Consider the following 12,099-nt stretch of genomic DNA (forward strand, 5'->3'; position numbering starts at 1 on the left):
TTTGCTAGAATAAAAATAAATAAATTATGGTCAACAAACCAATGGTAAGACTCATCACATACCAACCAATCATTCCTGACTGCAGAGGCTTTAATCCCTGTCCTGCTTCAGTCACCAAATTGCCGGGCCACTTGACCACACGATCAATAATTGCGGGATCCAGGACATTTTTAGACCAGGTACCCAGGGCTTTCAAAGGATTTGCGAAGAGGGTATCATAGATTTCATCCAGGTAATATTTGTTTTTTAGTAGACTGGCCGGAAATCCTTCTGACTTATCAAATACAGACGGATCTGAGGTGCTGTATCGTCTGTTGGTAAACCAGGCAATGCTGACCAGGGCCAGCACAGTGACTGCCCACAACACATATTCAAAAAAATGAGAAACATGGTGTGGCTGATCAGAAACAGCGGGTTTTAAAAATTGAGACACATAATGTTGTTCGCTTATGATATCAGGCATTCCCGCAAATCCTCCGACCGCGGACAAAATGGCCAACACAAACAGAGGCGCCAACATGATCATGGGGGATTCATGTATTTTATTTTTAACTTCATCTGTTCCCCTAAACGTTCCATGAAAGGTTCCAAAATAAAGTCTGAGCATGTACCATGCCGTAAAAACCGAGCACACCGCCAAAATGATAAAATTTATTTTGCCATGATTGTAAGCCGCTGCCAAAATTTCATCTTTCGAGAAAAATCCAGCCAGCGGTGGGCATCCAATGATGGCCAAAGTAGCCACTAAAAATACGAGGTGGGTGCTTTTCATTTTATGGTGTAATCCACCCATTTTGCTGATGTCTTGCTCGCCATGCAATCCGTGTATGACGCTTCCCGCCCCAAGGAAAAGAAGTGCTTTGAAAAAGGCATGGGTCATGACATGAAAAATGGCGGTGCTGTAAGCGGCACATCCCAAAGCAACAGCCATATAGCCCAATTGACTTACGGTGGAATAGGCCAATACTTTTTTAATGTCGTTTTGTTTAAGTGCAATGCTTGCAGAAATAAATGCAGTGGCCAATCCAACCCACAATACAATGTCCAGCGTAAAAGGAGCCAGATTGTACAATCCGCTCATGCGCGCCACCAGATAGATACCAGCGGTCACCATGGTGGCAGCGTGAATCAATGCTGAAACCGGTGTTGGGCCAGCCATGGCATCCGGCAACCAGGTAAACAATGGTATTTGTGCAGACTTGCCGCACACCCCAATGAATAACAGGATGGTGATCAGTACTATTTGTGGGTCATTGGGCTGAATGTCTTGTAGTCCGGATAAGATGGTTGGAATATCAAGTGACTTGAAGTAAAATCCGGTGAGAAAAATTCCCAAAATAAATCCGAGGTCACCAACGCGGTTCATCACAAAAGCTTTGCGGGCTGCTTTGTTGTAATCAGCATTCTTAAACCAAAAACCGATCAACAAAAAAGAACAAAGTCCCACACCTTCCCAACCTGCAAAAAGCATCACCAGGTTGGAACCCATGATGAGCAGCAGCATCGAGAAGATAAATAAATTCAAATAAGCCATAAACCGGACAAAACCCTTGTCGTGACCCATGTATCCCAGTGAATAGACATGAATCAGGGTGCCCACACCAGTTACCACAAACAACATAAGTAAAGTGAGCTGATCCACCATGACACTGAAATCCACACTAAATTGATCTTCCGATCCGAACCATTTGTAATAGCTGAATTGAATGGGTTGCTGGAAAGAAAAATACAATAAAACCGTGGCAATAAAACCCACCAGTGGACCTAAACAAGCAATAGTTCCAGCGATGGATGAATTGTAACGAGAGCCAAAAACACCATTTAAGACAAATCCCAGCAATGGAGACCATAAGATAAGGTGAATAAGCAATTCTGGATTCATGGTTATATTTTATTGACTTGCATATCAGATTATCCTTTCAATTTTTGAAAAGCATCGATATTGATCGTTTTCAAATTTTTATAAATCATCACAATGATGGCCAATCCAACAGACACCTCTGCTGCTGCAACTGCCATGGTAAAAAACACCATAATCTGACCACCGCTATGGGAGTAATAGGCTGATGTAGAAGTAAGCATCAGGTTGACAGCATTGAGCATGATTTCGATGCACATAAACATGATGATGACGTTTTTTCGTACGATGACTCCAATGATGCCGATGACAAATAAAATTGTACTCAGCAATACATAATGGGTATGTGGTATGACATTGAAAATTTCCGGTACTTGGTTTTCCATAATGAAGATTTAATTCAACTTTTCTTTGCGACTTAACAACATGACACCGGCCATGGCAATAAAAAACAAAACTGCACTCAACTCCATGGGAAGCAAATATTCGCGGTATAGCACTGATCCAAGATTTTCCACCAGTCCGATGGAGTAATCCTTGGTGGGATAAGGTGACATGAGAAGGGATTTTTCCAGGGCTGAAGTAATGATCAACATCAGAGATCCTCCGGATATGACTGCAGCAAACCATGGCAGAAAGCTCTTGTGTTTTTCTACGTCTTCATTCAAATTTAAAAACATGACAACAAATAAAAACAAAACCATGATAGCCCCTGCATATACAACGATATTGACCAATGCCAAAAACTGAGCATTGAGTAAAACATAATGTGCTGAGATCAAAAAGAAAGTCAAAACCAAAAACAAAATACTCCGGATGGGGTGTTTGGACACAATCACAAGAGTGGCAGAAACAATCGTCAGAGCTGATAGAACATAAAATATTTTATCGATCATGATTTTGAATTTAAAAAAGGTTCGACCAATCGGTCTTTTCCAAATATAAAATCTTCTCTATCATAACTGGCAAGGGCCATCTTGTCGTTTTGAAGAAAAATAGCTGCCTTTGGGCAGGCTTCTTCGCACAAACCGCAAAAAATACACCGGAGCATATTGATCTCGTAAACGGCTGCATATTTTTCTTCGCGGTACAAATGTTTTTCTTCGGGATTTCTTTCTGCAGCCGTCATGGTGATGGCTTCTGCAGGACAAGCGAGCGCGCACAATCCACAAGCAGTGCATCTCTCTGCCCCATGGTCATCGCGTTTGAGTACATGAAGTCCGCGAAAGACTTCACTCATTGGACGCTTTTCCTCCGGATACTGAATGGTGGCTTTTTTGGTGAAAAAATGGCGGATGGTGATACCCATTCCTTTGAGAATCGCCGGAAAATACAATCTTTCCATCAGTGTCATTGGCTTCCGCTCCATGACCTTTATTCTATCGGTTAGTTTGATGATGCTCATTTCCTTTATAATTATTTCAGTAAAATAAAAAGACCTGTCAACAATATATTGACTATGGCCAATGGAATCAAAACTTTCCATCCCAAATTCATTAACTGGTCAAAGCGAAATCTTGGTAAGGTCCATCTTATCCACATAAATAAAAAGATAAAAAAGAAAATTTTTCCAAAAAGCACGACTGCCTCCATCAATGTTTTGAGCCAACCAGAATCCATGTCGGATACCCAGGGGAAATGATATCCTCCAAAATACAAGGTAGCGAGAATTGCGCTGCTGATAAACATATTGATGTATTCTGCAAACAGATAAAATCCCAATTTCATCGATGAAAATTCAGTGTGGTAACCACCGACCAGTTCTGTCTCACATTCCGGCAAATCAAATGGCGCCCGATTGGTTTCTGCAAAAGCGCAAATAATGAAAATAATAAAACCAAGCGGTTGATAGAAAACATTCCAATGCCAGCCAGCTTGTTGGTCAACAATGGACTTCAACGATAGACTAGAGCTCATCATAACCAAAGCGATGATGGAAAGACCCATTGCAAGTTCGTAACTTATATTTTGCGAAGCTGCGCGAATTGCACCCAACAATGAAAATTTATTGTTGGACGCCCACCCACCGATGAGGATGCCATAAACTCCCAAAGACACCACACCAAATATATACAGCAATCCAACATTGAGATCTGTTCCTTGCAGAGAATAACTCACTCCATCCAATGTGATTTCTGAGCCAAAAGGGATCACAGCGCTGGTCATTAATGCGGTGATCATAAAAAATCCGGGACCCATCAGAAAAAGCATTTTATCGGATTTGGCAGGAATGAATTCTTCCTTAAAAAACAACTTCAATCCGTCTGCTAATGGCTGCAAAATACCAAAAGGTCCTGCCCGGTTGGGACCCAGTCTGTCCTGCAGAAATGCTGCTACCTTGCGCTCAGCATAAGTAGAATACATGGCAATAAATAAAGACAGACCAAATATGATCGCAATATAAATTATTTTAAAAACTACAATGCTCATTCCGATACAAATTTTGCGTCCACATTCACTGCGGGAGATACCACAGGCAATTCGTATTTATTGGCCGAAATCACAGAATTTTCACCCATGTCACGCGGTCCTTCAATGTTCCAATGACTGACATCTTTATGTTCAAATCTGCATTCGTTGCAAATAAAATCAATGACCTCACCAAATTTATCTTTTCTTGAAGTGACCCTGATGATCTGATCGTTTTTCATCCATAGCACAGATTTTCCACTGCACTTGGGACAATGACGATGTGCATCAAAAGGCTTGGAAAACCAGACCCTTTGCTTGAAGCGATAGGTTTTGTCTGTCAAGGCACCCACGGGACATACGTCGATGATGTTGCCGGAAAAATCATTTTCGATGGCATTTTGAATAAAGGTGCTTATCTCAGAAACGTCACCGCGATGAATGACACCGTGCACTCTTTGATCGGTCAGCTGGTCCGCGAGATACACGCAGCGATAACAAAGAATGCAGCGCGTCATGTGCAATTGTATATTAGCACCTATGTCAATTTTCTCAAATTCCCTTCTACCTTCCTCGTAGCGAGTTTCTGCACGCCCATGTTCGAATGACAAATTTTGCAAATCACATTCACCGGCCTGATCGCACACGGGACAATCCAGTGGATGATTGATTAATAAAAACTCCACCACACCATCGCGGGCTTCAAGTACTTCGGGAGAAGATTCATTTTCTACGACCATACCATGTTCTGCGAGTGTCAGACAGCTGGCGACCAATTTTGGCATGGGCCTTGGATTCGCTTCTGACGATTGACTCACTTTGACCAAACAGACCCGACATTTTCCTCCCGTGTTTTTAAGCGGAGTATAATAACACATGGCCGGTGGATAATTTTTTCCAATCATTCTGGCTGCCTGAAGAATGGTGGTTCCTTTTGGCACTTCGATGGAATTTCCATCGATGGTTATTTTGATCAGATCGCTCATGGTTTAATGTACTTGTTTTTCATTGTCATCTATAGATCGTAAAAATCAATGGGCATGTGCCATTTCACGGTGTAAATGTTTTTTGACACAGGAATCAGGATGCCGCACGTGTTCTTCAAATTCTGCTCTGAAATGACGGATGGCTGATGCCACAGGCCATGCAGCAGCTTCACCCAATGGACAAATGGTTTTGCCCTCTATTTTTTTGGCTACGTCAACCAATAAATCGATGTCCGACATCTTTCCATGCCCATTTTCGATGCGGTGCAATACTTTTTCCATCCATCCGGTTCCTTCGCGACAAGGACTGCATTGCCCACAGGATTCGTGGTGGTAAAACCGGGTGAAATTCCAAAGATTTCGCACGATACATTGTCTGTCATCGTACACAATAAATCCTCCTGAACCCAACATCGTGCCTGACACAAAACCACCATCGGACAAGGATTCGTAGGTCATTCGTCTTTGTTCACCACTGGCAGTTGTGAGAATGAGATCTGCAGGTAAAATTGGAACAGAACTTCCACCAGCAACCACCGCTTTCAATTTTCTTCCATTTGCAATACCACCACAGTATTCATCACTGTTGATAAATTCTTCCACCGTAATCCCAAGTTCTATTTCATAGACCCCCGGATTATTAATATTTCCACAAGCGGATATCAATTTTGTTCCTGTACTTTTTCCAATTCCTATACTGGCATAAGCTTCTCCACCATGGTTGATAATCCAGGGTACATCTGCGATGGTTTCTACATTGTTGACCACGGTAGGGCAGCCATACAATCCCCATAGGGCAGGAAAAGGAGGTTTGTTGCGCGGATTACCCCTTTTGCCTTCAAGGGATTCCAGCAATGCGGTTTCTTCACCGCAGATATAAGCACCACCACCCGGCTGAACGTACAGATCCAGTGAATAATCGGTTCCCAAAATATTCTTACCGAGAAAACCTGCTTGATAGGCTTCCTGAATGGCTTTTTCCAAAATTTTAATCACGTACATCATTTCACCTCTCACATAAATGTAAGAAGTTCGGGCTCCCAAAGCGATGGATGAACAGATCATTCCTTCAATGAGGATATGGGGAATTTTTTCCATCAGATACCGGTCTTTAAATGTGCCGGGTTCTGATTCATCCGCGTTGCAAACGAGATATCTGGGTTTGTCGGATTTTTTATCGAGAAAAGACCATTTCATACCGGTGGGGAATCCCGCACCACCACGACCTCTGAGTCCAGATTTTTTGACTTCTTCCACGATTTCATCCGGAGACATTTGTTTTAAAGCTTTGGCCACCGCCTCATATCCACCCATTTTACGGTAGACTTCAAATGTTTGAATACCTGGTACATCGATGTGCTCCAACAATATTTTTCTGGCCATACTATCCTTTTGATCTTAATTCGTCAATGAGTTCGTCTATTTTTTGAGGAGTCAGATTTTCACGATAAATGTATTCAGGCCCAACCTGAAGCACAGGACCTGTGCCGCAGGCAGCCAGACATTCGACCGTTTTTAAGGTGAACAAACCATCCTTGGTAGTCTCTCCCACCTGTATTTGCAATTTGTCTTCGATGTATTGAATTAATTCCTCAGCACCTACCGTACAACAAGGCCCGGTACGACAGACTTCGAGCACATATTTGCCCACGGGTTTCAAATGGAACATGGTGTAAAAACTGGCCACTTCATAAACTTCAATGGGTTGAATCTTAAGAATTCTGGCCACTTCATCCATCAAGGCCACCGGGAGCCAGCCATGGTCTTCCTGTGCCAGATGCAATACCGGCAGCAAGGCAGATTTATGACGCCCCTCCGGGTATCTCTTAATAATCTCGTCAATCTGGGACAATCTGGATTCTGAAAACATCTTTTATAAATTAAAATTCGCAGACATTAAACTTAAGTTATAAAATAACTTCTTCATGCCAGGGTAGAGTTTGAATTAATTGATTTTTCATCCTATTTGCTGTTTTGTTTTTTTTACATTGCCTATTCCATCTTTTATACTAAGCGTCCAGTTCGCCAGCAATCACATTAAGACTGCTCATCACCACAATGGCATCAGAGAGCAATTGGCCACGCACCATTTCCGGAAAAGCCTGATAATAAATAAAACAAGGCCTTCTGAAATGCAATCTGTAAGGCGTTCTTCCACCATCACTGATCAGATAAAAACCCAATTCTCCGTTGGCGCCTTCCACAGCCTGATAAACCTCACCAGATGGAGCGTCAATTTCTCCCATGATGATTTTGAAATGATAGATCAGCGCTTCCATGTTTTTGTACACTTCTGCTTTTGGAGGAAGGTAATAATGGTCGCTGTCTGCATGAAAGATCTCTGCTGGTTCTGCTTCTATTTTTTTCAAAGCTTGCTCCACCAGACTTAAGCTCTGCCAGATCTCTTCGTTTCTCACCACAAAGCGATCATAGGTATCGCCAGTCGTTCCAACGGGTATGTCAAATTTAAAATCTTCGTAAGAGCAATAAGGTTCTGCAGAGCGAATGTCATAATCGATTCCGCATGCGCGCAGATTGGGTCCTGTAAACCCGTAATTGAGGGCTCTCTCGACATCCATGGCCCCGGTGCCAATGGTTCTATCCATAAAAATACGATTGCGGCTGAGCAGACTCTCAAACTCTCTCCAAACCTCTGGAAACTCTTTTAGAAATTTTCTTGTGAGTTCAAATGTTTTTGGGCTGAAGTTTCTTTCAAATCCACCAATGCGTCCCATGTTGGTGGTAAGCCTAGCTCCACAAATTTCTTCGTATATTTCGTATATTTTTTCTCTGTACTGATACACATAGGTAAATCCGGTCAGTGCACCTGTGTCTACGCCAAGTATGCTGTTGCATATCAGATGATCGGCGATTCTGGCCAATTCCATGACCATGACCCTCATGTAGTCCACCCGTTTGGGCACTTTCATTCCCAACAATTTCTCCACGGTCAAATACCAACCGGTGTTGTTGATGGGCGCAGAACAATAATTCAATCGATCGGTGAGCGGTGTGATCTGATAAAAAGGCCTTCTTTCTGCAATTTTTTCAAATGCACGGTGGATGTACCCGATGGTTTGTTCTCCACTTACAATGCGCTCCCCATCCATTTTGAGAACGTTTTGGAAGATACCATGGGTAGCGGGATGCGTGGGTCCCAGATTCAGGGTATTGTAAGGGATATCCGGGATATCCGGATTAATAAACTCAGCTTTATATTCTAAATTGGTCTTCATGCCTCACGATCTAAACTACCTTCCAAAATGAAAATCTTGCTTATCCTCACGCAACGGATCTTCCAGCGGATATTCTTTTCTCAATGGAAAACCCACCATCTCATCCATGTTCAATATTCTTCTTAAATCCGGATGCCCTAAAAATAAAATACCATAAAAGTCATAAGTTTCTCTTTCCATCCAGTTGGCCGATGCATAAATTCCGCTGACACTTGGCACCTGGGGATTCTCCTGAGAAACAAAAGTTTTGATTCTCATCCTTGTGTTATTTCTCATGCTATGCAAGTGATAGACAACGGCCAGTTCTCTGCCCCGTTCATCCGGATAATGGACTCCACAAAGGTCTGTCAGAAACTGAAATCCAAGATGCTCATCCCGGTACAAAAATTGTACGGTGCGGTACAATTGAGATACGGGTAATTCAATGGTAAATACTCCATAATCGTCTTGCAGCGTTTTAAAGTTTTCTCCAAGTCCGCTGATAAGATGAGTCTGTATCTGTTCGTGAGTCAGTTGGTTCATTACTTGATGTAGTATGATTCTTTCATTTGGAGATATTCTTCAGAATTTCGTCTGCGCAAGCTCTCATTGCCAATCAAATCCTGTATGCGCAAAATCCCGTCAATGATTTGCTCTGGTCTTGGAGGACATCCGGGTACATAGACATCCACAGGTATGATCCGATCAATTCCCTGCAAAACGCTGTAGGTATCAAATATACCACCACTCGAAGCACACGCGCCTACTGCAATTACCCATTTGGGCTCTGCCATCTGCTCATACACCTGTCTTAAAACGGGTCCCATTTTCTTGGCGATGGTACCCATGACCATCAATAAATCTGCCTGTCTTGGCGTGAAGCTCATCCTCTCCGAACCAAATCTGGCCAGATCGTAGTGAGATGCCATGGTGGCCATAAACTCGATGCCGCAGCAGGAAGTGGCAAAGGGCAGGGGCCAAATGCTGTTTTTTCTGGCAAGACCCACCACCTGATCCAGGGAAGTGGCAAAAAAACCCTGACCTTCCACACCGGGAGGTTTGTCGGTCATTTTTATCTTTTCACTCATTCTTTCCTATTTTGATTTTAGCAAGTGATTAATCCCTTTCTTCAGCTGTCTCCCAGCTTAATACTCCTTTTTTAATAACGTAGTAAAATCCAGCCATCAGCAAACTGAGAAATACCAAAATTTCAAAAAATCCAAACCAGCCCAAACTTTTAAAATTGACCGCCCAGGGGTACAAAAAAATAATCTCCACATCAAAGAGAACAAATAAAATAGCGGTAAGAAAGTATTTAACAGAAAACGGGTTTCTTGCATTGCCAACACTGTCCAGACCACATTCAAAACTATTGTCATGGCGCAAGCCTTTGGATTTTGGTCCCAGAAGGTGGGTGGCCAGTAAGGTCACCACCACGAAGGAAGCAGCAATGAGAAACTGAATAAAGATGGGGAAGTAATCGAATGGCACTGGATTCATACGTCAAGGATTCAATTGAATCGCAAATATAATCTTTTTATAGATCTGTCCGTATTTGTAATACTGTTCTGAATGGATTAGCCATGATCCATTGCTTGCTAAAGTAAGAATATGTATATTAATTTCAATATATTAAACATTAGTGAATTATTTAATATATATAAATTGTTACCAAGAGAAGGCATTTTTTCGGTCCCCAAATTAAAGTAGGAGGCAAAGATATCATCAAAATATAGCTTTGCCGTCCTCTCACACCACCGTATGTACTTACGTGTACGGCGGTTTCCTTAGAGTAACTCCCGATGAAGCTTTTCATGGTTAGCGGCTAGGCTATAGTAGCCCAGTTCGGTAAACCATTTGTTGTTCATTCCAATACTGAGGGCTGGACTATTGCTCAACCGCCACCAGCTTTTGCCACTTAGGGCAGTACGCCAGCATAAGGTTTCTTCAACACCTAAGCTCCTTAACCAGCGCACGATACCAATACTGCGTTTGCATTGTTTCAATCGAAAACATTTCAGGCGTCTCCGCAACCATCCGTCTATTACTTTAAGCTTGCTTTGCATACTTGCGTATTTGAAGTAGTTAAGCCACCCTTGTAATACTACCTTGAGTTCGTGGAGTACTTGTTCTAATGAATCTCCACGATTGCGTTGCGTGATCTTCTTCAGTTTCGACTTTAACTTCACCTCGCTTTCTTTACTTAATCCAACTCTGCCTTTATTAAGTATACTATGGCCCAAAAAGTTTGTTTCATAGTATTTTCTAATTGCACTCTTGTTCCGGTTTACTTTTAGTTTCATCCTGCCTTCTATGAACTTTGTAATGCTTTTCATCACTCGTTCCGCACTTGCAGTGCTGCTTACAAATATTTGCAGGTCGTCAGCATATCTCACATAGCTTATTCCTCGCCGATTTAATTCTTGGTCTAATTCGTCGAGCACTATATTTGATAACAACGGACTTAATGGACTCCCTTGTGGTGTTCCTTTTATCCGTTGTTGCATAAGTCCGCCTTGAAGTATTCCTGTCTTTAGAAATTGGTTAATTATCCACATCACTCGCTTGTCGCTTATTCGTGTTCTAAGTAACCACATTAATCGATGATGATTTACTTCATCGAAAAACTTCTCTAAATCAATATCCACAACATGACGCTTTCCTTCTGTTACATACTTTGCTGCTTTACTCAATGCTTGATGTGCATTTCGCTTTGGGCGAAATCCGTAGCTATTCTCGCTGAAACTAGGATCGTAATACTTTTGCAATTGTTGCGCTATGGCTTGTTGTACTATTCGGTCTCGTACTGTCGGAATCCCCAATTGACGATAGCCTCCTTTGGGTTTGCGTATTTGTACGCCTCGCAATGCTTCTGCTTTGTATTTGTTATTTAGTAGTTCTTCCCGTAATGTCTGCATATTCTCTTGCAGCCATTTCCTGATTTCACCTACTTCCATTTCATCTACTCCACCTTTGCCTCCGTTGCGTATTACTCGCTTACTCGCTTCTGATAAATTTAATGGGGATGCTATCTTCTCCATTAAATCTTTCGTCTGATGTCGTTGTTCTTTGCATGCAGATAGCCATTCAGGACTTACCTTTCCGCTGCTTTCATACCATACGGGTATGTTCGCAACGAAAAGGCTATCGCTTTTATCACATTCTTTCTGTCTCGCAGATTTCATCTGGATATTCGATATTTTACTGTCCTGTAATCTTTCCAATTTTGACTTTTACTACTCTAAAAAAAAACTTCATCAACTCTTAGGATTCGGTCCTTCCCTCCTTTTCCATTACAGAAATTTCTTAGGTACTATGACCTCTGCTGACTTCTGCTGACACTCACTTTGCTATTCCATTTCGCTCGTCGTTGCCTCCGCTTGTGTTTACAGATCTCCTATGGTAAACTCATTAATCTTTCATTGTAATCCACAGAATTTACTACCGCTGTTTACGTCCAACTTTTGGGCTTCGCAGTCTAATGCCCACTCACCCACAGCGTAAGCCTTTTATTCCGTTTCTGTTCGTTGGTTCACAATTTTATCCGCTACTTCCTTCAGATTTTACCTCGCGATAAACACCCTTGCTTTGGATTAACGATTCCCGTTGGTTGGCTCGTTCGGGACTTTCA

13 protein-coding genes are annotated in these 12,099 nt (G+C 42.2%); all 13 read right to left on the minus strand.

Going from position 1 to position 12,099, the window contains the following annotated elements; genetic code table 11:
* Positions 1-4 precede the first annotated feature (4 nt).
* Complete coding sequence (nuoL, locus tag IPM48_03055; GenBank protein MBK9270552.1) at positions 5-1,882, minus strand: NADH-quinone oxidoreductase subunit L; 1,878 nt, start codon at positions 1,880-1,882, stop codon at positions 5-7.
* Between the two features lie 29 nt (positions 1,883-1,911).
* A complete protein-coding gene (gene nuoK / locus IPM48_03060) occupies positions 1,912-2,244 on the minus strand; it encodes an NADH-quinone oxidoreductase subunit NuoK (GenBank protein ID MBK9270553.1) in 333 nt (110 codons plus the stop codon).
* Positions 2,245-2,253: 9 nt separating this feature from the next.
* Complete coding sequence (locus tag IPM48_03065) at positions 2,254-2,754, minus strand: NADH-quinone oxidoreductase subunit J (protein ID MBK9270554.1); 501 nt, start codon at positions 2,752-2,754, stop codon at positions 2,254-2,256.
* A complete protein-coding gene (gene nuoI / locus IPM48_03070; GenBank protein MBK9270555.1) occupies positions 2,751-3,263 on the minus strand; it encodes an NADH-quinone oxidoreductase subunit NuoI in 513 nt (170 codons plus the stop codon). Before nuoI ends, IPM48_03065 begins: the two co-directional genes overlap by 4 nt.
* An 11-nt stretch (positions 3,264-3,274) precedes the next feature.
* On the minus strand, positions 3,275-4,294 hold the full coding sequence (nuoH, locus tag IPM48_03075; GenBank protein ID MBK9270556.1) for an NADH-quinone oxidoreductase subunit NuoH: 1,020 nt from the start codon (positions 4,292-4,294) through the stop codon (positions 3,275-3,277).
* Positions 4,285-5,253 (minus strand): (2Fe-2S)-binding protein, encoded by a 969-nt coding sequence (locus IPM48_03080; GenBank protein ID MBK9270557.1) that lies wholly within the window; start codon positions 5,251-5,253, stop codon positions 4,285-4,287. Before IPM48_03080 ends, nuoH begins: the two co-directional genes overlap by 10 nt.
* Before the next feature lie 45 nt (positions 5,254-5,298).
* Positions 5,299-6,636 (minus strand): NADH-quinone oxidoreductase subunit NuoF, encoded by a 1,338-nt coding sequence (gene nuoF / locus IPM48_03085; protein MBK9270558.1) that lies wholly within the window; start codon positions 6,634-6,636, stop codon positions 5,299-5,301.
* Between the two features lies 1 nt (position 6,637).
* Entirely contained in the window at positions 6,638-7,123 is a 486-nt protein-coding gene (locus IPM48_03090; GenBank protein ID MBK9270559.1) for an NAD(P)H-dependent oxidoreductase subunit E, read from the minus strand.
* A gap of 139 nt (positions 7,124-7,262) precedes the next feature.
* Positions 7,263-8,489, minus strand: a complete 1,227-nt coding sequence (locus IPM48_03095; GenBank protein MBK9270560.1) for an NADH-quinone oxidoreductase subunit D — start codon at positions 8,487-8,489, stop codon at positions 7,263-7,265.
* Between the two features lie 15 nt (positions 8,490-8,504).
* Positions 8,505-9,011 carry an NADH-quinone oxidoreductase subunit C gene (locus tag IPM48_03100; protein ID MBK9270561.1) on the minus strand — a complete coding sequence of 169 codons (507 nt, stop codon included), beginning with the start codon at positions 9,009-9,011 and terminating at the stop codon, positions 8,505-8,507.
* Positions 9,011-9,556 (minus strand): NADH-quinone oxidoreductase subunit B, encoded by a 546-nt coding sequence (locus tag IPM48_03105; protein ID MBK9270562.1) that lies wholly within the window; start codon positions 9,554-9,556, stop codon positions 9,011-9,013. Before IPM48_03105 ends, IPM48_03100 begins: the two co-directional genes overlap by 1 nt.
* 28 nt (positions 9,557-9,584) lie before the next feature.
* On the minus strand, positions 9,585-9,968 hold the full coding sequence (locus tag IPM48_03110; protein ID MBK9270563.1) for an NADH-quinone oxidoreductase subunit A: 384 nt from the start codon (positions 9,966-9,968) through the stop codon (positions 9,585-9,587).
* A gap of 287 nt (positions 9,969-10,255) precedes the next feature.
* Positions 10,256-11,653 carry a group II intron reverse transcriptase/maturase gene (ltrA, locus tag IPM48_03115; GenBank protein MBK9270564.1) on the minus strand — a complete coding sequence of 466 codons (1,398 nt, stop codon included), beginning with the start codon at positions 11,651-11,653 and terminating at the stop codon, positions 10,256-10,258.
* Between the last annotated feature and the right edge of the window lie 446 nt (positions 11,654-12,099).

The organism is Saprospiraceae bacterium (genome assembly GCA_016715965.1).
Lineage (GTDB): Bacteria > Bacteroidota > Bacteroidia > Chitinophagales > Saprospiraceae > Vicinibacter.

Excerpts from the sequence above, each read along its gene's own strand:
- nuoL (MBK9270552.1), bottom strand. The coding sequence starts at position 1,882 with ATGAATCCAGAATTGCTTATTCACCTTATCTTATGGTCTCCATTGCTG.
- nuoK (MBK9270553.1), bottom strand. The coding sequence starts at position 2,244 with ATGGAAAACCAAGTACCGGAAATTTTCAATGTCATACCACATACCCAT.
- IPM48_03065 (MBK9270554.1), bottom strand. The coding sequence starts at position 2,754 with ATGATCGATAAAATATTTTATGTTCTATCAGCTCTGACGATTGTTTCT.
- nuoI (MBK9270555.1), bottom strand. The coding sequence starts at position 3,263 with ATGAGCATCATCAAACTAACCGATAGAATAAAGGTCATGGAGCGGAAG.
- IPM48_03080 (MBK9270557.1), bottom strand. The coding sequence starts at position 5,253 with ATGAGCGATCTGATCAAAATAACCATCGATGGAAATTCCATCGAAGTG.
- nuoF (MBK9270558.1), bottom strand. The coding sequence starts at position 6,636 with ATGGCCAGAAAAATATTGTTGGAGCACATCGATGTACCAGGTATTCAA.
- IPM48_03090 (MBK9270559.1), bottom strand. The coding sequence starts at position 7,123 with ATGTTTTCAGAATCCAGATTGTCCCAGATTGACGAGATTATTAAGAGA.
- IPM48_03095 (MBK9270560.1), bottom strand. The coding sequence starts at position 8,489 with ATGAAGACCAATTTAGAATATAAAGCTGAGTTTATTAATCCGGATATC.
- IPM48_03100 (MBK9270561.1), bottom strand. The coding sequence starts at position 9,011 with ATGAACCAACTGACTCACGAACAGATACAGACTCATCTTATCAGCGGA.
- IPM48_03105 (MBK9270562.1), bottom strand. The coding sequence starts at position 9,556 with ATGAGTGAAAAGATAAAAATGACCGACAAACCTCCCGGTGTGGAAGGT.
- IPM48_03110 (MBK9270563.1), bottom strand. The coding sequence starts at position 9,968 with ATGAATCCAGTGCCATTCGATTACTTCCCCATCTTTATTCAGTTTCTC.
- ltrA (MBK9270564.1), bottom strand. The coding sequence starts at position 11,653 with ATGAAATCTGCGAGACAGAAAGAATGTGATAAAAGCGATAGCCTTTTC.